Origin of the sequence: Paenibacillus sp. F4 (assembly GCF_002894905.1) — a bacterium.
GTDB classification, from domain to species: Bacteria; Bacillota; Bacilli; order Paenibacillales; family Paenibacillaceae; genus Paenibacillus; species Paenibacillus polymyxa_B.
The window spans coordinates 52318-77563 of record NZ_POVS01000014.1 but is presented as its reverse complement, the minus strand read 5'-3'; the positions used below and the strand labels follow the sequence as shown (position 1 = coordinate 77563).

20 protein-coding genes are annotated in these 25246 nt (G+C 41.8%); 13 read left to right on the top strand and 7 right to left on the bottom strand.

Annotated elements, in window-relative coordinates; all coding sequences use genetic code 11:
* Positions 1–130: 130 nt before the first annotated feature.
* Positions 131–586 carry a hypothetical protein gene (locus C1T21_RS15575; RefSeq protein WP_103048884.1) on the bottom strand — a complete coding sequence of 152 codons (456 nt, stop codon included), beginning with the start codon at positions 584–586 and terminating at the stop codon, positions 131–133.
* A 240-nt stretch (positions 587–826) separates the two neighbouring features.
* Between C1T21_RS15575 and C1T21_RS15570 the strand changes: the two genes are divergently transcribed.
* On the top strand, positions 827–2242 hold the full coding sequence (locus tag C1T21_RS15570) for a helix-turn-helix transcriptional regulator (protein ID WP_103048883.1): 1416 nt from the start codon (positions 827–829) through the stop codon (positions 2240–2242).
* Positions 2243–2693: 451 nt separating this feature from the next.
* On the opposite strand, the gene C1T21_RS15565 is transcribed toward C1T21_RS15570, so the two are convergent.
* The 3 genes from C1T21_RS15565 to C1T21_RS15555 all read right to left on the bottom strand — a co-directional run bounded on the left by C1T21_RS15565 (position 2694) and on the right by C1T21_RS15555 (position 5476).
* On the bottom strand, positions 2694–3206 hold the full coding sequence (locus C1T21_RS15565) for a GNAT family N-acetyltransferase (protein ID WP_103048882.1): 513 nt from the start codon (positions 3204–3206) through the stop codon (positions 2694–2696).
* A 133-nt stretch (positions 3207–3339) separates the two neighbouring features.
* The gene (locus tag C1T21_RS15560) at positions 3340–4524 is read right to left on the bottom strand and encodes an MFS transporter (protein WP_103048881.1); all 1185 of its coding nucleotides are present in this window, start codon (positions 4522–4524) and stop codon (positions 3340–3342) included.
* A gap of 187 nt (positions 4525–4711) precedes the next feature.
* The gene (locus tag C1T21_RS15555) at positions 4712–5476 is read right to left on the bottom strand and encodes an MBL fold metallo-hydrolase (protein ID WP_103048880.1); all 765 of its coding nucleotides are present in this window, start codon (positions 5474–5476) and stop codon (positions 4712–4714) included.
* A gap of 142 nt (positions 5477–5618) precedes the next feature.
* Between C1T21_RS15555 and C1T21_RS15550 the strand changes: the two genes are divergently transcribed.
* The 3 genes from C1T21_RS15550 (at position 5619) to C1T21_RS15540 (ending at position 9385) form a co-directional block, all read left to right on the top strand.
* A complete protein-coding gene (locus tag C1T21_RS15550) occupies positions 5619–6032 on the top strand; it encodes an Lrp/AsnC family transcriptional regulator (RefSeq protein ID WP_081112447.1) in 414 nt (137 codons plus the stop codon).
* 1042 nt (positions 6033–7074) lie between these two features.
* Positions 7075–7956, top strand: coding sequence for an AraC family transcriptional regulator (locus C1T21_RS15545; protein ID WP_103048879.1), 882 nt, complete (start codon positions 7075–7077; stop codon positions 7954–7956).
* Positions 7957–8056: 100 nt separating this feature from the next.
* Complete coding sequence (locus C1T21_RS15540) at positions 8057–9385, top strand: prolyl oligopeptidase family serine peptidase (protein WP_103048878.1); 1329 nt, start codon at positions 8057–8059, stop codon at positions 9383–9385.
* Positions 9386–9625: 240 nt separating this feature from the next.
* Here C1T21_RS15540 and C1T21_RS15535 read toward each other — a convergent pair whose 3' ends face one another.
* Positions 9626–10414 carry a polysaccharide deacetylase family protein gene (locus tag C1T21_RS15535; RefSeq protein ID WP_103048877.1) on the bottom strand — a complete coding sequence of 263 codons (789 nt, stop codon included), beginning with the start codon at positions 10412–10414 and terminating at the stop codon, positions 9626–9628.
* A gap of 989 nt (positions 10415–11403) precedes the next feature.
* Between C1T21_RS15535 and C1T21_RS15525 the strand changes: the two genes are divergently transcribed.
* The 8 genes from C1T21_RS15525 to C1T21_RS15485 all read left to right on the top strand — a co-directional run bounded on the left by C1T21_RS15525 (position 11404) and on the right by C1T21_RS15485 (position 20162).
* Positions 11404–12120 (top strand): hypothetical protein, encoded by a 717-nt coding sequence (locus tag C1T21_RS15525; protein ID WP_103048875.1) that lies wholly within the window; start codon positions 11404–11406, stop codon positions 12118–12120.
* Between the two features lie 654 nt (positions 12121–12774).
* Positions 12775–13149 (top strand): PH domain-containing protein, encoded by a 375-nt coding sequence (locus C1T21_RS15515; RefSeq protein WP_103048873.1) that lies wholly within the window; start codon positions 12775–12777, stop codon positions 13147–13149.
* A 277-nt stretch (positions 13150–13426) separates the two neighbouring features.
* Positions 13427–14392 (top strand): carbohydrate ABC transporter permease, encoded by a 966-nt coding sequence (locus C1T21_RS15510; protein ID WP_103048872.1) that lies wholly within the window; start codon positions 13427–13429, stop codon positions 14390–14392.
* The gene (locus C1T21_RS15505) at positions 14389–15210 is read left to right on the top strand and encodes a carbohydrate ABC transporter permease (protein ID WP_025721535.1); all 822 of its coding nucleotides are present in this window, start codon (positions 14389–14391) and stop codon (positions 15208–15210) included. The genes C1T21_RS15510 and C1T21_RS15505 overlap by 4 nt, the downstream gene beginning before the upstream one ends.
* A 125-nt stretch (positions 15211–15335) precedes the next feature.
* Positions 15336–16700 carry an ABC transporter substrate-binding protein gene (locus C1T21_RS15500; protein WP_103048871.1) on the top strand — a complete coding sequence of 455 codons (1365 nt, stop codon included), beginning with the start codon at positions 15336–15338 and terminating at the stop codon, positions 16698–16700.
* Positions 16701–16964: 264 nt separating this feature from the next.
* The gene (locus tag C1T21_RS15495; RefSeq protein ID WP_103048870.1) at positions 16965–17549 is read left to right on the top strand and encodes a TetR/AcrR family transcriptional regulator; all 585 of its coding nucleotides are present in this window, start codon (positions 16965–16967) and stop codon (positions 17547–17549) included.
* A 23-nt stretch (positions 17550–17572) separates the two neighbouring features.
* On the top strand, positions 17573–18937 hold the full coding sequence (locus C1T21_RS15490; RefSeq protein ID WP_103048869.1) for an HlyD family secretion protein: 1365 nt from the start codon (positions 17573–17575) through the stop codon (positions 18935–18937).
* 1 nt (position 18938) lies between these two features.
* Positions 18939–20162 carry an ABC transporter permease gene (locus C1T21_RS15485; RefSeq protein ID WP_103048868.1) on the top strand — a complete coding sequence of 408 codons (1224 nt, stop codon included), beginning with the start codon at positions 18939–18941 and terminating at the stop codon, positions 20160–20162.
* A 92-nt stretch (positions 20163–20254) separates the two neighbouring features.
* On the opposite strand, the gene C1T21_RS15480 is transcribed toward C1T21_RS15485, so the two are convergent.
* Together C1T21_RS15480 and C1T21_RS15475 are read right to left on the bottom strand one after the other, a co-directional pair.
* Positions 20255–22852, bottom strand: a complete 2598-nt coding sequence (locus tag C1T21_RS15480) for a glycine betaine ABC transporter substrate-binding protein (RefSeq protein ID WP_103048867.1) — start codon at positions 22850–22852, stop codon at positions 20255–20257.
* Complete coding sequence (locus C1T21_RS15475; RefSeq protein WP_029516322.1) at positions 22827–24050, bottom strand: quaternary amine ABC transporter ATP-binding protein; 1224 nt, start codon at positions 24048–24050, stop codon at positions 22827–22829. Before C1T21_RS15475 ends, C1T21_RS15480 begins: the two co-directional genes overlap by 26 nt.
* Before the next feature lie 515 nt (positions 24051–24565).
* Between C1T21_RS15475 and C1T21_RS15470 the strand changes: the two genes are divergently transcribed.
* On the top strand, positions 24566–25129 hold the full coding sequence (locus C1T21_RS15470) for a GbsR/MarR family transcriptional regulator (protein WP_023987581.1): 564 nt from the start codon (positions 24566–24568) through the stop codon (positions 25127–25129).
* Positions 25130–25246: the final 117 nt, after the last annotated feature.

Genomic DNA, 25246 nt, shown 5'->3' with positions numbered 1-25246 from the left:
ATTCTGCCGGTTGAATGTACACCTGATAACGTATTGTCGGGGGATTTTGTTAGACACTGAGTATGGCAACATTAAATACATAAAGCGCCTTGGATTTAACTCCAAGACGCTCCCCTGCTTGTAATAACGGTTAGTTAATGTCTGATGGGTACTGACCAGTAGTAGCCCAAGCCTCGCCATCAACTTTGTTTCCGTCGGCTCTGAATTGAATTACGTATTTCCCTGAAGGCATCCCATTAGGGAATGAATTAAGACTATTCCACGTTAATGAGCCTCCTTTGCCAACAGTTTTATAGACATATTCTTTCCCGTTACCCTGCAAGCTCCAAGAGATAGTTGATGTTCCTTGATTCCGAACTTTAATCTTTACATGTCCATAACCTTTATCAACAGTTAAGTCCATCGTCGGACTTGTCCCACCAAGAACCTCATGTACCTCTTGACCAGTTTCTTGGATAACTATACCTCCATGATCCTTCGATACTTCAAACCCGGTAACTGGTGCGGCTGAAGCAGCCAGCGGAGCTACTGCCGTAAGAGCTAAAACACCTGTAAGGATAACTGCTGTTTTTTTCAACCTTAACACTCGAAAGCACTTCCTTTTCTATAATATATGGAATACTTAGCCATTATACCACATAAAAAGGAAATGTCTGTATAAACATATTAATATTTTGTAAAATGATTCTTCGGAACTGCTTATTTTACAGGAATCGACAATGACTGCAAAAAAATAAAAGTTATTGACAACTGTTAAATTATGGACAACAATAGATTGCAATAATATATATTTTTTTGGAATTTCTGTGTGAAAGGTGGCTATGGCATGGAGCATACACCTACGATTCGAGCAGAATTAGACAGATTCCTACAACAAGAGGGTTTGAGCATAGCGCAATTTGGGCAACTTGCAGGCATGAATAGGGGAATAGTAAGTGCTATTGTGACAGGGAATAAGTCTATGTCTGTTAACCAGCTTGACCTAATCACTGAGGCTATGGGTTTACCGGAAGGTCACTTTTACGACTTGTTCATAGAAAATTACATCATCGATCATCCCCCGAATATGAGGCGAATCGAGCCATTTTTGTTTCGCTGTGCAGAGTTGGACAAGTTGGATGCGATCCGTCGAGTGGTTGGAGCCATCATGGACAATCTACTCTATTCACCGAAGCTATTTGAAATTGCAGAAGAATTGTTGTCGCAGGGAAGACATTCAGCTGCATTGCTGCTCTATGAGGGGGTAGCTGAAGCGGAGAAATATCAACATTCTGAACGCTTGGCAGTCTGCCAATATCGTATATTTACGATTCAAATTGGAGACGATCAAAGCCGAAATCTCAAGGCAGCTATTCTCTTTGAGCCTTATGTTGAACGTTTGGACGAAATTGACCAGCTTGACGCACTGAAGGATTTGGCGAACGTATACAGGTCTTTACGTAAATGGGACAAGATTGGCGAAATGGCAAGACAGATGAGAGGTAAAGCGGAAATCCAATATTCGTTCGTCCATAATGAGAAACGCAAAGATGGAACGCCAGAAAAGAAAACAAGAGGACCGTTATTTGGATACATTGCTTATGCTGACCTGTTGTGTGCAAGTGTTTGTGAAGCCCGTGGCGATTATCAGCAAGCTCTACAATATACATACGCCTATGCGGATTTAGACTGGGTTAAAGAGGATGACGACGATACAAAACACTGGGTAAACTTGTTCAGTCAGTGGGCAGAAGGTAATGCTTACGTATATAAATTGTTGTCAGGAGAAATAAATCTACTGAACGAATATGTTGAATATATTGCTGTAACATCAGCCGCTAACGAGAATGAAAAGCTCTCAAAACTGTTGAATGTTATAATCGCAGCGAACCAATTTAGCATAGATGTAGACGATATACTCAAACGGTTTGAAACGATAATTGCGACTTTTTCACAGCAACCATCATCAGATGATATGTATACCCGACAAGTGATACCGGATTATATCGCGTGGTTTGGTTACGAGTTAGGTTTTTATTATTTACACCGAGGGAAGTACATTGATGGCTTTAAATATTTGATGAATGCAATGGTAAAGTCACATATAATAAATAATGAAACTTACTTTATAAACTGTATGGGGTTGTTTGTTCGTTTTCAAGCCCATGCAGTTCCTGAAACTAAAGCTGAGTATTTCAATTTTATTGAAAGGGTGTGGGAAAACAATGTTCAAAAAAATGGTACTTTTAGTCATCGCGGCTAGCTTTTTGTTTATTGTTACTATGCCGGACCAAGCCTTTAACCACCACCACAGTATTCAGCCTAACGTTACCATTGGAGGATTTTAAAGCAAAAGCTCTGCTAACCTTAATTGGTCGGCAGAGCTTTTTAATTAAAGAAATTGTTTACAGACGGACATTCAAGGTGCTTTTAATCCACTTTTTAAATGTTCGATGAAAATAAAGTTTTGATAACTACAATAAAAGAAACAACGGTAGGCTAGACGGGAAAATAAAGCCCTAGACGCTGTTTCATTGAACTAACGTTTCCCGTTAGTTTAATGATCTGACTTTTTTCTTCATCATGACATCAAGAAAATATAGTAAAGTGTGCATATTAGCTTTACCCCAATATGCACACGCCATCAACATATTTACAGTTAGATACCGTTCTTTTGATAATTTTTCTTGCTACCCGTCCGTGTTATTCTCAGTCTATCTTAGCTTTTTAAAATAATCGAATAACGCATGAATTTCTTTATAGGATACATCCCCATTTATTGACATCGTTTCGAAAGTTACGCCTTCATAATTTGAAAACAAGTAATCCTGAGACTCAAAACCTAAGAGTTGATAAAAACTTTTCCTTTTAATTCTTTGATTATTATTAAGAAATTTAGGGTTAACTTCTTCAATATTCAGGCAAATCCGATAGTTAGAGTATTTATTTATTATCTCATTAACAACTGCTTTCCCGTACCCTTTATTTTGATATGCTTTACTAATTGCCAAATACAATATGTAAAGCATATCGTTTTTTACGATTAGATAATTCATTCCTACCAGCGTGTAATCATCATATATTCCATAAAACAAATGGTCGGTATCATTGCTTATCTCTACCAATTTATTATATGGGACCATCTCTTCTTTAGGAAACGAATCATCATAGATTTTTTTTATCTCATCAATATTCTCGTTATTAACTCTTTTTAATACTACAGTCATAAATTTCTCCTCGCTCTATTTTTTAAGAAGATTTCGTACTTATGCCAATCGCTTTGATATGAAAAAAATATATAGATGTCTATCTCTTACAGGTCACAGTTCAAATTCTCAGGATCCTCTCTTTAAGTGCTCTTTAGTTTACCACTTGATTTTGAATTTTACCTTCTTTCTTTCCATACAACATGTAATATAGAAAAAGTGTAGCTAATACAATTAATCCGAGTATTACATACAAACCACTATATCCTGTAGCTGGAATTATCAAACCGATAATAGATGGGCCAAATCCGTTCCCTAGATCATAGAATATAAAGAACGTCGCAGTTGCTAAGCCAACTCGGTGAGGTTCAGCTAAATTGATGGCTATGGCTTGAGTTATGGAAGAAATATTACCAAATCCCAGAGCAACTAATGCTCCTACCAATAACAATGTAAAGCTACTGTTAACTGAGCTTAAAAGAAGCATCCCTACTCCATATATAATAAGAGCCGGATATATGATAATGTTAGCTCCTTTTTTGTCCATTATTCGTCCTGTAAAAGGTCGTGATATTAAGACAAAAACAGTATATACCATAAAGAAGAAACTTGCTGTGTCTATTAACCCTAACTCCAAAGCATAAATATTTAAATATGAAACTATGCCGGAAAAACAAAAAGTCATGAAAAAAATAATAATTGCTATCGGCATTACTTTTGGCTCAACAAAGTCAGAAATTTTTATTCCCTTTTTATTGTTCTTCTCAGTCTTGTACGTTGCGGGAAACTTCAGAAAAAATGCGATTACTAAGCTAAAAATTCCAAGCCATAGACTTAAAGAAAAAATCATTTCAAAGTTTGAGTTTTGACTCAAAACTAAACCAATAAATGGACCGATTCCTGTGGCCAAGGCCGTACTAATTGCAAAATAACTTATCCCTTCACCTTTTCGTGATGCAGGAAGGCTAAATATAACAACCGTACTCACAATTGTAGATATAATACCCACTGTGATACCGTTTAAAAGCCGATTTAATATGAGAAAGTTAACATTAAGATGAACGAAATAAAGTAATGTTGTTAAAATTAATAAAAACAAGCTGGTCATCAAGATTTTTTTGGAATGTATAAGACGTCCTGTAAACAAACGCCCTAATAATGAACCGATAATAAAAATACCTGCGACGATACCAGCTTGGCCGGTTGATGCATCAAATTCATTAATTGCATAAAGTGTGATTGTCGCGTTTAATAAAAAGAAAATTAATGTCATAATGAAATTGACAGACGAAAGAATAATAAAGTTTTTCGTCCACAGTTTAGGATTCGTTTGGTTCACAGCATATTCTCCTGTCTGTAGATTTTGGTAAATACTTGATATGCAAGTGAGCTAATATTCTGCATTAAAGGAATAAATAATTTTGTTATAAAAATTCATAATAAAATGAGACCCATATGAAGGTCTCATATTATTTGAACAACACAATCTCCAATGCGACTCATATTCCTACCTTTCGCAGTGCACATTAAAAAGTGTACGATTCGCCGTCTTCGGGAACTAATAAATTAGAGGTGAATCCCTTTTCTTCTCCAAAGCTTTTTAGTTCTTTTCTAGATAATGTCCAATGATTAACTGCTTCCATATGGACTGAGATAATTTTGGCGTTAGGAGCCGCCTTATGCACCTCGTAAACATCTTCTTTGCCCATTATAAGTGAGCCCAAATCATGCCAACTATTATTTCCAGCGTTCAACACGATAATCTCAGGAGTGTGGGAAATGATTTCTTTTTCGACACCTTCATACCATACTGTATCTCCGGCTAGGTATAACGTCTTCTCGTTGGCATGTTTGAAGACAACACCACATACCTGACCCATCATTTTTAATAAATCTTTCCCTCTGCCGTGCTCGCCTTTTGTTTTAATTAACTGAATACCTTCAAAAAGCGTATCTTCAGCAAGTACTTCTACTTGTTGAAAACCGTCACTTTCAACTTGTTTAGCATCTTCTTCGTTTTGTACAAAAACTTTAGTGCCTTTTGGAAGCACTGTTTTTGCTATATCATCGTAGTGATCTAGATGCAAATGAGTTAGAATAACAGCATCGACATCCTTAATGATGTCGTAAACGGACATTGGCAAATCAATTATAGGATTTCTCAAATCCTCTCTGATCCCCGCCGGGAAAGGATCATACAGACCTTTGTCCGCAAGTACTGGATCGACTAGGAACTTTTTACCTGCATAGTGAACAATGATTGTTGCATTTCGAACTTGTTGAATGTGCATATTTATATATAATTCTCCTTCTGTTTTTTTAATTTTGTTTGTTGACAATGATAAGTTTATACTAGATGTAACCTTCAAATACACAGATTAAATAAAGTGTATTGGTCTTTTTACTTTATTTTTTAAAGGAGATGCGTTTGATTTGGATCAAACAGATAAACGAATTATTGAAGAGCTGAGTCAAAATAGTCGAATTACCATGAAAGAATTAGGGGAAAGAGTGCACCTAACTGGACCTGCAGCAGCAGCCCGGGTAGAAAAACTTGAGGATACTGGAGTTATAGAGGGATACAGCATTAAAGTTAATCACGCAAAATTAGGATGTTTTACGTATGCATTTCTAAATATCTATATTAAAGATACACACCATCAACCATTTCTTTCATTCATTCATTCTAAAGAGGATCACATCCTAAATAATTACAAAATAAGCGGTGATGGATGCTATCTGCTTGAATGTAGGTTTCCAAGTAATGAAGCGTTAAACCAATTTTTATTAGAGTTAAACAACTACGCTAACTACAAATTATCCATTGTAATCGAGAAAACCTTGTAAACAAGAACGTCAAAGAAACTTGTATTTCTGAGAAACGAACCCATCAGAAAAAGATCCACCCTTAAAAAGAGTATATAAGAAGGTTTTTAAACTAACCTGCCCATTAGCTTAACGTCGCCGTTCAGTCTATAAGCTTTCAGCAGGCCGCCGTAAGATGCGAGCTATTAAGGAGCTGGAGATAAAGACGGGGAAGCGCACAGAGGACATAAAAGTTAGGTTGCTTGCTTTAGAGCGGATACCTAACTTTATGGGAGTGGATAATTCTACACTACGGGATATTGTCCTCTGGAGGGCTGGGGATCGCAATTAGAAAATTGCACGCAGGAGACGGAGAAGGGTACTTTAGAGTATTAAAATTCCAGAAATATCATTGCTACTTCCTATGCCTCAATATACAATAGAAGTAAATTGTTGATGAGACCGATATGTGGTGAATATTTCGTTATTTGAATCACAAAAAATCACATAAAAAATCACAATCTCGGCGAATATGTATGAATATAGGCAAATGAAATTTTCTGAATAGGGAACAAAACATGTTATAAAATAAGAGTTAAGTTCGGAAACGTTTATCGGCGAGAGTAAATCAAAGATGGGCGGCATGATGTAATAGGTTTGAAAAACCCTTATGCATCAAGGGCTTCTATGATTAGAAGCCCTGTTTGACCACATAACATATAACAAAAGGCTGATTATGGACACTCTCATAATCAGCCTTTTTTAATGATCCAAATTGCAGTGTTATATATAGATTTACGCATGATCTATAAGACCTTTTCGTTTATTACGCCTTGAATGAAAGCGTTGACATGATTTTCAACCCGCTATATACTTAGCTAATTAAATGAATAGCACTAGGATTGTTACTGTTACGCAGGCAAAACCTAAGGGACAAAATGTTAAGATCTAAGGATCTTATGTATTTTGTTATACTTAGGTTTTTTTGTTTATAGAGAAAGGAAGGTTAAATACAAGTGGTTTCGGCACTTTGCTGAAGCCATTTTCTTCTATTATGAGTTCACATCTGAGAGGAGCGACAAACTTGGAATACAAATATGAGCTGGTCCAGGCAGACAATCATTTTCCGTTAAAAATTATAGTTCATTCCTCCAATGAACCAGCGTACATACCTAGGCATTGGCACGATAGCATCGAAATATCCTATGTGCTTTCAGGAAAAATCGATAATATCTATATTGATGGCGCCAGTTATAGCTCCAAAGAAGGAGATATTGTGCTCATTAATTCGAATGCTATTCATTCCTTCTCTGTGGCTAAGGGACAAGGAAGAGAGGCTATAACCGTCCTGATTCCTTCTGGATTTATTCGAGAAAATGTTAACGGCAGTAATCCTATTTTATTTGACTGTATTTCCATTTTCGAAACCAACGAGCAGAAATTACAGCATTTTGCGGAGCTGCGTGACTTATTAAACACCTTATTTGCGACTTATCTCAACCAGCATAATGACTCTTTAGCACATATCCATTTAACATCGCTATCTTATAAACTGGTGTATCTGTTATTAATGCATTTTAAAATTGATAATGAATCTATCCGTGGCTTTAACTCCGATAAATATTTGGAGCGGCTGACGTTGATAACCAATTATATCAAAAAGAATTACGATCAAAGTTTATCCTTGGATTCGATAGCTCAGGTTTTTGGGTTGTCTCCCGAATATTTGTCCCGTTTTTTTGTGAAGCATGTAGGGATGACCCTATTTCAATATATCAATGCCATCCGTCTGGAGAGATCTTTTCGAGTTCTTATGAATACGGATCATTCCATCATACAAATTGCGCTGGAACATGGATTTCCGAACGAGAAGTCTTTTGCCAGGGTATTTAAAAAGGTTTATCAGGCGACACCGCATCAATATCGAAAAGAGAACAAGGGGTATTCTGGAGCAAGGAGTCAGTAATTGACCTTAATTAAGCTAATAAAAGACAGGATACAAATAAAAAAATCATTAGAATAAATAATGTAAGCGTTTTATTAATGGACCTGGGAGGTAAGACATCATGTTTAAACGGTTTCAAAAGGCTGCTAAAACAACTATGTTATTCACTTTAACTATCGGTACGACCCTTGCTTTCAATTCCGGTGCATGGGCCAAGGATGTAAAGATACAGCCCACCTCGTACCAGACGGTTGCGGAGGTTAAGGATTGGGGAGCAGCCATTACGAAGATCATTGTTAACCTGGGTAAGCCAGTACCTAAAGATGCGATAACAAAGGATACATTTAAGGTGCATGTGGGAAGAAGCGACAGCCGATTGGTAAATCCCTTTATTGAGAGTGGCAACCGGAAAGTCACCAAGGCCTATGTATCGGACAAAAGTGGCAACCCTGTAAATAAAACTGGAAGCTATGTCGTATTAGAAATGGAAGTCGGCCCGGCCTTAACACTAAGCTCAGCTATTCATTATGATGCGGCAGGTTCCGGGTTTAACGCATGGAATGATAACAAATACACAATCACGCAGCAAAAAGCTATTAAAACCACATCAGGAACGATTTCCGGCTTGAAGATTGATACTTCCGCAGGACAGATACGGAAGCTAGTTGATCAATTTACAACCGGCAAAGCTATTTTTGACGGGATTACTTTAGCCTATGCGGACTATGCACCGTCAAAAGACAAAGTGAAAAACCCCTTGGTGATCTGGCTGCATGGTATGGGTGAGGGAGGTACAGATCCGACGATTCCGATTTCCGGAAATAATGCAGCAAATTTTGCATCTAAAGATATTCAATCCTATTTTGAAGGGGCTTATGTGCTGGCACCTCAGACTCCAACCTACTGGATGGATGGTTTTACAGGCTTCGGAGACGGCACCTCCAAATACGAGCAAGCATTGATGTCCTTAATTAAGGATTACGTGGCCAAGAACAAAGACATTGATACAAATCGAATTTACATTGGAGGAGACTCCAACGGTGGTTATATGACTATGCTGATGATCCGTGATTATAAAGACTATTTTGCCGCCGCTGTGGTCGCATGTGAAGCCTTGAAGGATAGCCTTATAACGGATGAACAGATTAACGAAATGAAGGAGCTGCCGATCTGGTTTGTGGCTGCCAAAACTGACACTGTGGTTCCGCCCAACGATTATACGATTCCGACCTACAACCGTTTAGTGAATGCTGGAGCAAAGGATGTTCATATGTCGTTATTTGATAACGTAGTAGATACCTCTGGTTTGTACAAAAAGAGCGACCAAACACCGTATGAATACAATGGCCACTGGTCTTGGATTTACGTCTATAACAACGAAGTATCGAAGGTGATTAACGGAAAGAAAATAACGATGATGCAATGGCTAGCCTCCAAAACGTTGGACTGAAAGGTATAGCTAGCAAATGAAAATAGCAATATGATGTAATAGGCTTTTTTAAAGTTCAATGAAAAATTATTGAAAAATAGATTATGCTTTTGGGAAGCCAGCCATACCGTACATTCTCTGAGTCATTCGTTAACAACACGTTATCGCTCGGAGAATTATCACTTTCTTATTGGGTTTTCGCAAAATCCTCATGTATAAAACTCCGTCAACAAATAATTGACGGAGTTTTATTGCTCTCTTTTACTTATTCACTTCAATGAGCCCATCCGGTTTTTCACGATTAGAGAGTAATTCGGATACCGTAACGAAGGTAAACCCTCTCTTCTTGAGCTCCGGTAAAATGATTTTCAGGGCTTCGACGGTTTGTGTACTTTGATGTACATAATCGTGCATCAGGACAATGTCGCCATTACGGGCGTTACGAAGCACCCTATTAGCGATACGGTGTACACCTGGTTTTCGCCAATCTAGGGTATCCTGATGCCAGGACCATAAAATAATTTTCAGCCCCTTCTCCTTGGAGAGCTTGACTAACGAATCGGTGTAGGAGCCGCCGGGGGGTCTAAAAAGATGGGTTCCCGCACCAGTTGCTTGAACGATGCTCGCTTGGGCTTGATCCAATTCTGACAGAGCTTTGTTACGGGAAATATACTGAAAAGATGAATGATAAAAGGTATGATTGCCCACTTCATGCCCTTCTGCTCGTTCTCGTTTCACAATATCAGGAAGATTTTCTACACGGCTGCCGACGACAAAAAAGGTTGCTTTAGCATTGTATTCTTTAAGCAAATCCAAAATGGCAGGCGTATTGCTTTCGTCCGGTCCGTCATCAAATGTGAGAGCGATAAGCTTACGATGGGTAGGAACTTCCCATACAATGTCGCCCCGTTCTTCGTAATAGGCCCTTCCCTTTGTAGGAGTAGGGGAGGCGTATGATGGGGCTTGTGCATTGGTAGATGGAGTGGGACAAGAGCTGATACACAGTAAAGAAACAGCAATTCCAGCGCACAGCAAACGGTTATATTTCATAAGGCTTCTTCTCCGTTCTAACGTATTCTCACATTAGCTTGCCAAGAAGAAGCGTATACCATTCCTCGTTTCTGAAATTCATTTTTGGGATATTAAACCTCAGGAAGAGAAGCATGGCGATTTTGTTAATTGTAAAGAAGCTGTTGATACGACCATTTGCGTGGAGGGCGATGCGGTATTTGAAATTTGAAACTCACGAAAGATTACACTAAGAAAACACGCTAAAAATCATAATTTCGGCGAATGAATGTAACGATAAAATTTTTCTTAAAGGGAGGGGTATAAGCTTTAGAACAGGTCTTAAGATTAAATGCGATCATTTGATGAGGCTAAATCCAAGAGGGTGCAAGATGTAATAATGGAATTGATCACTTCTAAAGAGACCAAGGCCTCACATGAGTTCATTGAACTTGTGAGAGGTCTTGGTTGGCGATTTTTTGAAATAGACTATATATTCCTTAACATAACTCGGTTAGAATTTCAAGTTAGCGAATAGTGCCTAATACTAATAATCCCTCTTGCAAATTAGTATTTTTTTTCTAGCTGCTCCTTGAGTATTTCTAATTGCTTAGTAAGCAATTCTATTTTTCTCTGGAATAATTTATTTGTTTTTCTTACTTTAAAGAAGTAGATCAACGCACATGAACATATAAAAATATGAATAAAGCAGAACCAGTAGATTATGGTTACAGATATAGTCCAGGTTCCTATTGGAATCCTCTCCTTACTTCGATTTTATTAGCTGGGTTGTTTCTGCCAGAATCTTATCCAATTGATGCATTGCTTTGTTTTTTTTAAAAGTGTTAATGATAAAAATAAGCGCAAAAATGAAGAGCAGTATTTCGCTTCCTAAGAAAAAAAAATAGACATTTCATGAAGAAATAATTTGTCAAACATAAATAATCCTCCAAATTTTAATAATATTTGACATATAAATCTATAATATGTTAATCTTCAATAGTATCATACCATATTATAGGAGGAAGGACATGAAAAAAGTTGTAGCGTCTGCAATATTGTCCGCCTCTCTTTTACTTTCAGTGGCACCCCCTAGTTTTGCAAGTGAGGTTCCTTCTGTTACATTTTCAAATCAGGATTTAGATAAGATATCTAATCATTTAAATGATTTGGGGCTTTCTGAAAAAGTGCAACAAAGCTTAATAGAAAAGATTAAGGCAGGGGAACTTCCTGATTCTGACAATCCCGAGAAAAAAGGTACTGGTATTACAAGTGAAATAGAATCATCAGATGGTTTGAAAATACAAAAAACTACATTTCCCGATGGCTCCGTAATTCAGTCAACAATAGATCTTACAAACGCGAAAATAAAGGAAGAACATGTTATTACTCCAAATGATGTTTCAGGAGGATATGCCTCAGGAGGAACTGGTTATAGAACATTTACAAATGCAACAGTAAGAGAAGAAACCTCTTTCGTTAAAGCAAGATTTTTTGCTGATTATACATTAGTTCAAGGTGGAAATAGCTATATATCAGACGCTTATGATCCTTATGTTGATATCATCGGGGGATACTCAAGTGGAGATAATTTGGTTGTTGATCAACCTAAACAGACTGACTCAAGACCTGCTCGTGCAACCTTGACATTTACTTGGGTTAAAATTAATGGTTACTTTAGCTCTACATACAAATTATTTTTATATGTTCACAACAGTCAAGCAACCTCACAATTACAAACATATTAATTAAATAGTTTGTTGTATTTTTTTATTCTATTTATAAGCGAGAAACAGAAAAAGGCTTCCTCCAAGTGAATAAACTCGGGGAAGTCTTTTTTTATGATTTGACGAGCAAGTTCAGTATAGGAAGCATCTGGAGGAGGAAAAAGATGGGGTTCTGTACCCGTAACTTATACGATGCGGACTTGGCACTGATCCTCCAGACAGAGCTTTGTTACGGAACTATGATGGAAGGATGGATTATGGAAGGTATGATTGCAGACTTCATGTCCTTCTTTTCATTTTCTTATGGTCGGTTGAACTTCCCATACAATGTCCCTTTGTTATATCATCCCTGTAAGGACAGGGGAGAGGTGTGATACGACCTGCGTAGTAATATTAGTATAGTATTGTGAGATACAAGCTGACACAACAATGCGCAGATTGCGGAGTTATGCTGAAAAAGAGTGGTAGCTTGCTTGTTGATAACATCCTGTACCCATGTTAAGTTGTACATATCCATCCTTGGTTTCAATGTGCAGTTGAGGTAGGTCATTGTCCAGTTCGTGAGAGTCTTAATCTGACGAAAAATGAAGAGGTCGACGGGACAAGCCGCAAAAGCTGATCTGAGGTCAAGGAGCTGCGACTCGTTCCTGAACTTCGAACAGGAGATGAGACGGGATGCAAACAAATGAAAAAGAGTTGCGAGCTATTAGTCTGACGTTAGAAGCGGGCGAACACATCCGATCATGTATGGGGTGTACGTATGATTTGCAACAGAGCTCCCAGAAGATATCGCATCATGGAATGCTGGCAGTGACATCCCAACGAATCATCTTTTATTCCTGCACTATGGGTACTCCTTGGGTCAAGTTCATCAATTATCACCATATTTCACTGGCTAAGCTGGATAAGGATTTGTCGGATTCTAGGGGGAACATCACGCTGATCAATCAGGGTGTGAACGAGGTGTTCACCCACCTGCCGAGTGGAGATTGTATAGAAAGGTTTATAGCTGTACTAGAGCAAGAAGCAGGTATCTCTTGTGAGAACTAATGATTATGAAAAACAAATAACTAAAACCTCCAACTTCGTAATGTGCCAAGAAGGCTCCTTACAAATTTGGAGGTTTTTTGTCTTTTAATTAGAGAGATATATATGGATCGAGCGCTAGCTCAACAGGGTTAGAACCGCCCTTGTGCTCATACCTATAGAGGGTTGCTTTTACAAAAAGAAAAAACATTAACATTTTACTCCAGCCCACTTGATGTTCCCTTTACATCAAAACGATACACTTACTGAGGTTGGTTTGAAAAGAAAGGGGCGCTCCGTTTTGGGTGAGCTTAACAAATCTATGGGACTGGGGACGAGGAGTCAGCAACAGACTTCGTCTAAAGCCCGCATACGCACGGGTTCGCTAAAAATTCAAAGACTGCGCGAAAACGCGCTGGCGTATACCTTTTTGGCTCCATCGCTTATTTTGTTTGCTGTATTTATGTTTTATCCGATGGTCAAATCCGTTTATCTCAGCTTGCATTCTACAGATCCCGCAGGAAACGTTGCAGCTTATGTGGGGTTAGATAATTTTACTACACTTTTCAGCTCGGGACTGTTTCTACAAGGGATTAAGGTCACACTCCTGTTTGCACTGCTAACAGTACCAGTAGGTATTTTATTGGCGCTGGTACTGGCTGCACTTACACACAGTAAATTGCGGGGAATGCGTATCTTCCAGTTTGCCTTTTCGCTGCCGATGGTGTTGTCGGTCGGTTCATCTGCGGTCATTTGGAAATTTCTTTTTCATCCGACACTGGGGATGTTCAACTATGTGTTTTCCCTGCTACATATCAATCCGGTTCCGTGGCTGACCAGCCCGGATTGGGCACTGTTCTCAGTAGCCATGATGACCATCTGGATGAATCTTGGCTTCAATTACATTATCTTATCGAGCGGACTTCAAGGGATTCCAGATGACATGTATGAAAGTGCCAAAATGGACGGAGCTGGCCCGCTCGTCACGTTCTGGCGTATCTCCCTGCCACTGTTATCACCGACGATCTTTTTTGTAACAGTAGTTTCCATCATTGGAGCCTTCCAGTCTTTTGCTCAAATTAACATTTTGACCAAAGGCGGTCCGGTGAACAGTACGAATGTATTCGTGTATTCCATCTATCAGGAAGCTTTCGTTAATTTCCGGTTTGGAACGGGGAGCGCGCAGGCCATTGTCTTGTTTGCCGTCATTCTGCTGCTCACGATGATTCAGTTCAAATGGGTGGAAAGAAAGGTGCATTACCAATGAAACGACACCTGAATTCAACATTGCTGTATGTACTGCTTACGATTGCAGCTGCTCTCATTTTGTATCCGGTTATATATACGTTTTTTATGGCAGTCATGTCGCCGGAGGAAGCAAGCGCTTATCCACCAAGCTTTCTTCCACATTCTTTTCATATGGCGAATTTCACTGAAGTGTTTGAAATTGTTCCGATTGCAGCCTTTATTGGAAATACATTTCTCATTTCGGGTCTGACGATGATTGGGCAGTTGATTACAGCGAGCTTGGCGGCCTACGCCTTTGCCAAAATGGAATTCAAGGGAAAAAACTTCATCTTCAGCATGTTTGTAGCGACGATGATGATCCCTTGGGAAGTGACCATTATTCCAAACTACCTGACGGTACGAAGCTGGAACTGGCTTGATACATATCAAGGGTTAACGGTTCCTTTTCTGGCGACGGCATTCGGAACATTCCTGTTAAGGCAATTTTTTCTCCAGCTTCCCAAGGAACTGTTTGAGGCGGCTCGAATGGATGGGTGCGGACATATCCGTTACTTTCTGTTCCATGTGCTTCCATTATCGCGCCCTGCGCTTGGAACACTGGCTGTGTATTCGTTCCTGAATATGTACAATTCGTACCTCTGGCCTTTATTGATCACCAATAGTGAGAATATGCGTACGGTACAGATCGGAATATCCATGCTCGAATTTCAGGAATCGACTTCATGGAATTTGGTATTTGCGGGTACGGCCCTTGTCATTTTACCGTCTCTGCTCCTGCTGATCTTTGGACTAAAACAGTTGGTTCGTGGAATGGCAGCGGGAGCGCTTAAAGGCTGATCACGTATTTTGAATGAAAAGCAACACCTGCGCAAGCAGCCCATATACAGAGCTTCAACACACAAGAATATCGCAAGAGAATGCCAATTCAAGAATCATTTAATCAAAGGGAGAGAAGAGAGACTATGAGATTTTTTCGTCTAAAAAGTACATTGACCCTGCTTATTTTGACTGCCATGGTGGTTGCAGCAGGTTGTAGCAATAATACTGCTGCAGAGAAGCCGAGTAATGGTAGTGATGGGGCAGCAGCGACTTCTCCAGTGAAGCTGACTTGGTGGCATTCGATGTCCGGTAACGGTGAAAAAGCAATCAAGCAGATCGCTGCTGACTTTAACGCCAGTCATAAGGACATTCAGGTAGAGCCAGTATATCAAGGCAAATATGATGATAGCTTGAACAAGCTGAAAGCGTCGCTTGGTTCCAACAGCGGCCCGGACATCATTCAAGTATACGAAATCGGTAGTAAATTCATGATTGACTCCAAAATGATCACACCTGTACAACAATTTATTGATGCAGACAAGTTCGATCTGTCGCAGCTAGAGCCGAATATTACACGATACTACACGATTGATGGTAAATTAAACGCCATGCCGTTCAATACGTCAAACCCGATCTTGTACTATAACAAGGATGCATTCAAAGCCGCAGGACTTGATCCAGCTAACCCTCCGAAAACGTATGATGAGTTCGAAAAGGCTGCAAAAGCCTTGAGCAAGGATGGTAAATCCGGTGCTTCCATTGCCATCTACGGCTGGTTTATGGAGCAACTGTTTGCCAATCAGAACGCGGATTATGTGAATAATGGCAATGGTCGTGACCAAGCGGCAACGGAATCCATGCTGAATTCGGATGCCGGTGTAAAAACGCTGACGTGGTGGAAGAAAATGATCGATGAAAAGGTTGTATCCAATCTGGGACGTAACTCGGACGATACGGCAAAGGCTTTTTCCGCAGGACAAATTGCGATGACGCTAGATTCCACCGCTTCGCTGCGTAATATTGTGGAGCAGGTTGGCGATAAATTTGAAGTAGGCACAGGATTCCTGCCAAGAGCCAATGAAGCTAAAGAAGGCGGCGTGGTTGTAGGCGGCGCAAGCTTGTACATCATGAACAACAAGCCCGAAGCTCAGCAGAAGGCAGCATGGGAGTTCATTAAATTCGTCGCTTCCCCAGCTGTACAGGCACAATGGAGTGTGAATACCGGGTACTTCCCGATCACGAAAGCAGCCTATGACGAGAAGGTACTCAAAGACAATATGGTAAAATATCCGCAATTCCAGACAGCAGTTGACCAATTACACGCATCGGCACAATCCACCGCTACACAGGGCGCAGTGATGGGCGTATTCCCAGAAGCGCGCCAAATCGTCGAAGGTGCAATCGAGGCCGTTCTGAGTGGCCAGCAACAGCCAAAACAGGCATTGGATCAAGCTGCACAAGAAATTACAGGCAAAATTGCGCAATACAATCAAACGGTGAAAAAATAGTCGGCCTTCCCTTAAAATCGACTGATAAACCGTAGTATGCGCCCCCTTATCAGCCGATTTTATGAAATAACGGATCGAATGAGTGACCCCCTCACTTATTCGGTCCGTTTTTGCATTTTCATTTCCCCTTTTAGAATAAGCGTTTAGACGATCTGTCTAAAATGGTCATTTTTGCACATTTCCTATTGCTGGATAACTAAAAATGGGCTTATAATAAATACATAATTTTTGTACTGGACGGTCAGTTCAAAAAAAGGAGGAAGCATGAAACAGCAGACGAAGGAAATTATTTTTAATGGCGCACTCAAAGCTTTTTCCGAACGAGGCTTTAATGAAACAAATATGGAGGAAATCGCCAAGGTATGCGGCATAGCCAAGGGAACCCTGTATTACAATTTTAAAAACAAGCAAGAATTGTACATCTACATTCTGAAAATGGGGATGGAGCGTTTTGTCCAGGATATCCATGAAGCTATGGCTCAGGTTCCTATGGATCAGGTAGAACTTAGGGTTCGCAAGCTGATCCAAGTACATATTGAGTTCATTGGGAGAGAGCCGGACTTTTGCCGTCTCCTGGTCAGTAAGGGATGGGTCTCACAGGAACAGCATTTTAATATTAGGCAGGTACTGGCTGACTATTTTGATTTTATGGAGGCAGAGATCGATTCCGGTAAGTTTCATGGGAAAATTTCAAGTAAGCTGGATGCCAAAACGACGGCCAATTGCTTATTCGGTATTTACATTTTCACTCCGATGCGGTCGATGGTTTGGGGCGAAACTATGAATCTGCAGGAGGTTCGCGAAAGTATTGAAGTATTTGTATGTAACGCGCTGGGGATGCAACATTAATAGACAGGTGGAGTGATGAGAACATGAAAGCTAAAAAATATACGATTTTCGCCGTACTTATTGTTTTAATCGCGGTAGGAATTTATGCTTTGACCGCTTTTCAACGAGATGGAAGCAGCTTGTCTGCGGATCAGTCTTCTTCCATTCCTACGGCTTATGTGGAGTCGGATACGCTCAATGCCAGCTTTAAAATGGCAGGACGGATTGACCAGATGCTCGTTAAAGAGGGCGATCAGGTGAAAAAGGGGCAAGTGTTAGCCCATCTGGAAAGTCGTGAGCTGGAAGATAAAGTGAAGCAGGCACAGGCGGCATTGCTGGCAGCCAAGAGTAATGTATCCAAAGCAAAAGCCGGTGTGTTGCAGGCTCAAGCAGGAGTAGGCCAGGCACAGGCTACCGTGAGCGCAGCTCAGGCCAAAAAGAGCCAGGGGTCGACAGCGGTCGGCGTGACTGCACAGGCTTCATCCAGCCAGATTGAACAGGCACAAGCGGCTGCGGGCGCAGCCAAAGCAAAGCTGGACGCCCTCAAGAGCGGCGCAAGACCACAAGAGCTGGAGCAAGCGCAAGTAGCTGTGAAAGCAGCCAAAGAAACACTGGATCTGACCGTTAAAAATTTGGAGCGCACCAAAAAGCTTCAAGAGGCCGGGGCAGCAACACAAGCGTCACTGGATCAAGCGACGCTGGACCATCAACAGGCAGAAGCCAAGTACAACTCTGCTTCTCAACAACTGAATATGGTACGTGAGGGAAGCCGCAAGGAAGAAATTACGGCGGCTGAAGCACAGTACCGTCAGGCATTGGCCGCGGTGAAGGAAGCACAGGCAGGAGCAGGTAAAGTTGCTTTGCAGCAGGAAGATGTCAAAGCCGCTCAGGCTTCGGTAGAACAAGCGCAATCCGCTGTGAAGGCGGCGCAATCCACAGTTGAGCAGGCTCAATCTGCGGTTGCAGGTGCCAATGCACAGGTAGCCCAAGCGGAAGCCGCGCTTCAAGAGGCTCAGACCTATTTGAGCTACACTACGCTATATGCGTCTGAAGATGGAATCGTAAAATCCAAGTCGCTTAGCTTAGGTGAAATGGCTAGCGCAGGATTCCCGGTCTATACCATTGAAACTTCGACACAACGTTGGGCTAAATTCTATGTACCTGAAACGTCTCTGAACGGTCTTCAAGCAGGGGATACCGTCCAAATTAAATTGCTGTCTGGCGGTAAGGAGCTGAAGGGTAAAGTCATTCTGTTAGAATCGGCTGCCGACTTTGCCATTCAAAAACCAAGCCAAAGCTCCGGTGACAAGGATGTCCGTTCCTTCGGTGTTAAAGTAGCATTGCCGGACCTTGCTGCTTCGGTTCCAACAGGCTCCACGGTCCTGTTTACAGGCAAAGGGGCGCAGTAATATGCAGGATTCACAGGAAAGACTTCGTATCCGCGATGTGTTTCGCGAGGAATGGCTGAGCATCTTCCGGGACCGCCGTTTTATGGCTATTCTGCTGATTACGCCGATTGTGTATACGATACTATTCGGCTTTCTATATTCACATCAGCGAATTACCGAGATGCCTGTCACAGTGTACGATGGAGATAATTCACAGCTCAGTCGCCAGATCATTCAGGCGTTCGATTCGACCGACTCATTTGCCGTTACACGGCAAGCGACCAATCAGGAAGATGCTGTCCGTCAGGTAGAGACCGGGGAAGCTAAGGTCGGAATCGTCATTCCCGACAACTTTACGACTCGGCTTAAGCATGGGGAGAATCCACCCGTGCTCACGCTGATTGACGGCAGTAATATGATGTATTCCAATAGTGCCAGTCGGATTGCGAATCAGGTCATTAGCAGCGTGAGCGCTGGAGTATCGGTCAATTCCATGAAGCAAAAGGGAATGAACGCCGATCAGGCCGCGTCGACGCTGACTACCATCCCGTTCCGATCCAGAGTGCTATTTAACCCGGTATATGATTATAAGCTTTTCATGCCACTAGGGGTTATCTCTGCGGCTCTCCAGCAGTGTTTGCTGCTTGGTATCGCGTTGTCCTGCACGCGTGATAAGGAAGCAGGGACTTGGGGGAGATTTGGTGCATGGAAAAATACCCCTTGGCGTTTGGCTATTGCCAAGCTGGCACCGTATTATGCGGCGGGAGCTTTCAATGTGCTGACTGTATTCAGTATCAGCGCTTTATGCTTCGATATTCCGTTTAGGGGACAGGTACTGCCGTTAATTTTGGTATCGCTGGTCTTTAACTTTGCATTGTGCGGATTAGGCTTCTTATTCAGTCTCTTTTCCAAGACCAGAGTGGATGCGACCCAAACGCTGATGCTGATTGCTGTTCCTTCCTTTATGCTGTCAGGCTATACGTGGCCATTGGAAGCAATGCCCGGCTTCTTGCGGGGGCTTGCTGAAATATTGCCACTGACGTATTACCTGGATGCTGTACGGAACATCACGCTCAAAGGACTGGATATCACCTACATCTTCAAAGATATGATTGCTCTAGGCGTCATTGGTTGTGTGAGTCTGCTGGTGTCCTTCGCGATCTATCCGTTATTCTTTAAACAGCATCAGACGGCAAGGCAGCATGCCGATGTGCCTGCTCAAGAAGGATTCACGCTAAAAGGCTGAGAGCAACTTTAAATATGGAATTCATAAAAAGGCAGATCAGGAGTAAACCCTGATCTGCCTTTTACTTATTCGTATGGTTTAAAAGCGGAATATTATTGCGGCGCCTTAAGATCCTCGATAGAATCAATCGGCACATAGGATGGAACGACAAGCCCGGACATAACGCCAGTCATGCTGGTTCCGATGTCATCCACCTTATCCTTGTATTGAGCCCAATAATCAGCATGCGTCAATGGAAGCCAAGCGGCAGCAGTAGCATCTACACTTCCGCCGGCCACGCCAGTCCACATCGGGCCGATTTCCACTTGCAGGGCTGTTACTTTATAGCCCAATTTTTGTTCCAGTACATATTTCAATACATTCGTACTGGCAATTTCAGAATCCCAAGCAGCGTAGCTCAGCTTCAAAGGATCGCCGTTGACGGGCTGTAGGCCCTTGATCCATTCCTGAACCTTGTCAGGGTGTTTATCAGCCCAGTTCTTGGCAGCCTGCTGTGGGGCAGTACCGTCCTGAATCGCGATCATTACTTCACCCATATCCTCAGCAGTCCACTTAAAGCGGCTTAGAAATTCATAAGCCACAGGAGCATCCTGCTTCAAACCTTTGCGGGCGATTGTATGAATTTCTTCCTTATCACCGTACGCTTTTTTAGGATCTTTCAAGTATTTCAAATCATATTTGTTAAACATCCAGTGAGGAGTCCAACCTGTAACGACGATAGGCTGCTTGGCTTTGATAGCTTTATCCAGTGTAGCGGTCATAGCAGCTCCAGAGCTTTCAAGCAGCTTCCAGTCGGATAAGCCATAGTCATTCATAGCTTTAGCGGTCAGCTTCATTAGTCCGGCGCCAGGGTCGGTACCGACAATGCGGTAACCGACCTCTTTGCCAAAGTCCTCAGTTGTGGCGGAAGCCGGAGCCGCTTCGGCTCCGTTATCCTGCAAATCAGTAATCGATTTAACATCCATGTAAGCTGGAACGACCAATCCGGTTTTAACACCGCTCATATTAGCCCCAAGATCGTCGAGCTTATCCTTGTATTTAGCCCAGTAATCCGCATGTGTTAACGGCAGCCATGCAGCCGGTGAAGCATCTACATCACCACTAGCGACACCCGTCCACATAGGACCTGCTTCCACTTGAAGTGCGGTTACTTTGTAACCCAGTTTGTTCTCCAAAATATAACTTAGCAAATTCGTACTGGCAATTTCGGAATCCCAAGCCACATAACTCAGCTTGAACGTGTCGCCATTGACAGGTTGCAGTCCTTTAGTCCATTTCTGAACCTTGTCGGCATGTTTCTCCGCCCAATCCTGGGCAGCTTGTTCAGGACTGGTTCCGGCTTGAATGGCAACCATCATTTCACCCATATCTTCCGGTGTCCATTTGAAACGTTTTAGAAACTCATAAGCGATAGGAGCATCCTGCTGCAAGCCTTTACGGGCAATCGTATGAATCCCCTCGGCTTCACCATAAGACTTCTTAGGGTCTTCCAAATATTTGAGATCATACTTGTTGAACATCCAGTGTGGAGTCCAACCTGTAATAATGATCGGTTTTTTCGCTTTAATGGCTTTGTCCAGTGTGGCCGTCATAGCTGCACCGGAACCTTCAACCAGCTTCCAATCAGACAAATTGTAGTCTTGAATTGCTTTGGCAGTCGATTTCATAATGCCTGCCCCGGCATCAATACCGATAATTTTGTAACCGACTTCTTCGCCAACCGGGTTGGCAGCAGCGTTACCTTTGCCAGATGCGGAATGATCCGTACCAACAAAATATTGGGATGCACCAGCGATCAAAATGACAGCTGTAACTGCAGAAGTAATCCATACTTTTTGTTTGCTGGATACGCGGCTTTTGCCTTTTTGCGTAGGTTTAAATAGGTTTTGCGTAAAACGGTCAAGCACAATAGCCAGAACGACAACAGCTAAGCCGGCTTCAAAACCTTTACCGATTTGCAGCTGTGTCACAGCACGGTACACAACAGCACCGATGCCTTCTGCACCGATCATGGAAGCAATAACAACCATGGACAGTGACAGCATAATCGTCTGGTTAATACCAGCCATTAAGGTAGGCAATGCCAGTGGAAGCTGAACTTTGAACAGCTTTTGCGCAGAGGTTGAACCGAAAGCATCTGAGGCTTCGATCAGCTCACCTGATACTTGCATAATTCCCAAGTTAGTCATGCGAATCGTTGGGGGGATAGCAAAGATAACAGATGCGATAACACCAGGTACAACACCCAGGCTGAAAAAGGTAACCGCTGGGAGCAAGTACACGAACGCAGGCATCGTCTGCATAAAATCAAGTAAAGGCGTGATAATGCGGGATGCGGATTTACTGTATGCACACCAGATCCCGATGGGAATCCCGATAACAATGGATACGAGCGCAGACGTGATGACCAGTCCGAGCGTATTCATTGTTTCACTCCAATAGCCGAGATTATCAATCAGCAGGAAGCCGATGACAGTAAACAGCGTAAGCTGAACTCGCCCGATCATAAAGGCGATAATCCCGATGATCACGATGAACACCAGAGGGTGCGGAAGCATGAACAGACCTGAGAAAAAGCCTACTACAGCTTCTATAATAGAAGAAATAACATTAAACAATCCAGCCAGATGAATACCCATCCAGTCGACAATAGATTGAATCCACTCAGCGATTGGCAGTTTCGGTATCATGGGCATTCACCTCCTTCGTAGTGGTAACATCTCCACCAAGTGCGCCGAGCAATGCTCCACGGACGATAACGCCCAGCAGCTTTTGCTTGTCATCGACCACAGCCAACGGCACCTTGGACGAGCTTGTAATTTCAAACAAATCATTAATGACAGTCTCGGCAGCAACCTGCGGTCCGTCAGTAATCAAAATATCTTCAATCTTCAAATTATTGCGCAGTGCATGAACAGCATCCTCGGCGTTAATAACACCCAGTAGCTTTTTAGTACGGTCAATGACGAACAAATTGGAAATCCCACGCTCCCGCATCAATTCCAGAGCCACACGTGGACCACGATCCATGGTGATGGTTTCTGGACGAAGCATGACATGAGCAGCCGTCAATACCTTGGACAGATCCACATCCTCGACGAAGCGGGCTACATAAGAGTTAGCCGGTTGGATCATAATTTCTTCCGGTGTACCGATTTGTACGACCGCACCGTCTCGCATCAATGCAATCCGGTCACCAATCCGCAACGCTTCATCCAGATCATGGGTGATAAATACAATTGTTTTCTTCATTTTATCTTGAAGTTCCAACAGCTCATCCTGCATGTCACGGCGAATGAGAGGGTCCAATGCACTGAACGCTTCATCCATCAGGAGCACTTCAGGGTCATTAGCCAGCGCCCGTGCCAGGCCGACACGCTGCTGCATACCGCCACTCAATTCATCGGGCATTTTATCGCCCCAGTTTTTAAGACCAACCAGTTCCAGCGCTTGTTGCGCCTTTTCCTGACGCTGTGCTTTTTCTACCTTTTGAATTTCAAGACCATATTCTACATTTTCTAATACAGTCCGATGTGGGAACAGGGCGAATTTTTGAAAAACCATGCTGATGGTTTTACGACGAACTTCGCGAAGTTGTTCTTTGTTCATCTTACGGAGATCTTTGCCGTGGACCAGAATTTCACCGGAGGTAGGCTCAATCAAGCGATTTAGCATTCGCACCAAAGTGGACTTGCCACTGCCCGATAGCCCCATAATTACGAAAATTTCACCTTGCTTAATTTCCATGTTGGCCTTATTGACACCAACAGTAATCTGTTTTTCTTTGGCCAACTTTTCCTTGCCCCAGCCTTGCTCCAGGAGCGGAACACCTTGCTCTGCGTGAGGACCAAAGAGTTTGCTGACATTTTTGACTTCCAAAATCGTCATACATACACCTCTTCTTTCTATACTTTGCTTGGTATTAACCCCTTGTTGCATTAAGGATTGAGTATAAAAATCATAATTCTGAACATCCTGAACGGTTAATGACAAAATTAATTGTAACAGAAGCATTGCTTACATTTCAAACAAAAAAACTGTTCATAAAGTACGTACAGAAAAAACTGTACAAAGTTTCCTTTGATATGCTCCTTCGTTCTATAGAATGCTCAAACATTCGGAACTTTACAACCGATAGTGCTTTTTTTAAAATAGACAATGAAATATAACCATAAGAAAAAGATTTATGTATATCCATAATTTTAAAAATCTACTATCATTAGCAATTTTGCGAATTATGATTTTGAACGATCCATGCTGTTGTAATATAGACAGAAGCTTTGTTTTTGAAACATTTCATTTATTATTGAAAGATTTCATACATTGCGTCAAAGCTAATCTTTTACGGGTAAATCGTTCATACTAGGTTGTGCAAAATGCTCTAAAATTAGGAGGTTGCAAGCATGAGCTTGTACCAGTTAGGTGATGAGCAGCAGGCTTCGCTGCAAAAAATTCGCAAACGTGTTATAGAAGCTATAGGTAAAAACATGGACCTGTATGGGATCACTTTGTCTGCGGGGCATTTATACGGTTTGCTTTTCTTTGCGGATAAACCGATGACGCTGGACGAGATGGGCCGTGAAATGGAAATGAGCAAAACGAGCATGAGTACAGGAGTTCGAACATTATTGGATCTGAAAATGGTAAATAAGGTATGGAGCAAGGGCTCACGCAAGGACTTGTATGAAGTCGAATATGACTGGCATCAAACATTCACTGACTTCTTCGCTATTAAATGGAGAAAAGCGGTAGAAACAAATTTACTGGTGCTGCGCAAAGCCATTGATGAGCTGGATAGATTGATGAATCAGGGTGAAGAGTACGAGGAATTTAAGGCGATTCTTCAGCAAGATCGTTTGAAAATGAAGCAGGCCGTCGCTTATTACAAGTGGCTAGACCGATTAATTGACTCTATGGAAAGCGAAGAAATTTACAAGCTGATTCCCAAAGAAGAAGTTCGGGATTAATCGCTATTTCCCTATCTTGTTTTTAAAAATGCCGGAGCGCAAAAGTGCTTCCGGTATTTTTTGGTTTGGCCGTGTGCAAAGGGTATAATAGAGATATGTAAAGATTGATATTATACC

Bases quoted from the DNA above. Each gene is read 5' to 3' on its own strand.
- C1T21_RS15570 (WP_103048883.1), top strand. From the start codon at position 827: ATGGAGCATACACCTACGATTCGAGCAGAATTAGACAGATTCCTACAA.
- C1T21_RS15565 (WP_103048882.1), bottom strand. From the start codon at position 3,206: ATGACTGTAGTATTAAAAAGAGTTAATAACGAGAATATTGATGAGATA.
- C1T21_RS15555 (WP_103048880.1), bottom strand. From the start codon at position 5,476: ATGCACATTCAACAAGTTCGAAATGCAACAATCATTGTTCACTATGCA.
- C1T21_RS15540 (WP_103048878.1), top strand. From the start codon at position 8,057: ATGTTTAAACGGTTTCAAAAGGCTGCTAAAACAACTATGTTATTCACT.
- C1T21_RS15535 (WP_103048877.1), bottom strand. From the start codon at position 10,414: ATGAAATATAACCGTTTGCTGTGCGCTGGAATTGCTGTTTCTTTACTG.
- C1T21_RS15525 (WP_103048875.1), top strand. From the start codon at position 11,404: ATGAAAAAAGTTGTAGCGTCTGCAATATTGTCCGCCTCTCTTTTACTT.
- C1T21_RS15515 (WP_103048873.1), top strand. From the start codon at position 12,775: ATGCAAACAAATGAAAAAGAGTTGCGAGCTATTAGTCTGACGTTAGAA.
- C1T21_RS15505 (WP_025721535.1), top strand. From the start codon at position 14,389: ATGAAACGACACCTGAATTCAACATTGCTGTATGTACTGCTTACGATT.
- C1T21_RS15500 (WP_103048871.1), top strand. From the start codon at position 15,336: ATGAGATTTTTTCGTCTAAAAAGTACATTGACCCTGCTTATTTTGACT.
- C1T21_RS15495 (WP_103048870.1), top strand. From the start codon at position 16,965: ATGAAACAGCAGACGAAGGAAATTATTTTTAATGGCGCACTCAAAGCT.
- C1T21_RS15490 (WP_103048869.1), top strand. From the start codon at position 17,573: ATGAAAGCTAAAAAATATACGATTTTCGCCGTACTTATTGTTTTAATC.
- C1T21_RS15485 (WP_103048868.1), top strand. From the start codon at position 18,939: ATGCAGGATTCACAGGAAAGACTTCGTATCCGCGATGTGTTTCGCGAG.
- C1T21_RS15480 (WP_103048867.1), bottom strand. From the start codon at position 22,852: ATGATACCGAAACTGCCAATCGCTGAGTGGATTCAATCTATTGTCGAC.
- C1T21_RS15475 (WP_029516322.1), bottom strand. From the start codon at position 24,050: ATGACGATTTTGGAAGTCAAAAATGTCAGCAAACTCTTTGGTCCTCAC.
- C1T21_RS15470 (WP_023987581.1), top strand. From the start codon at position 24,566: ATGAGCTTGTACCAGTTAGGTGATGAGCAGCAGGCTTCGCTGCAAAAA.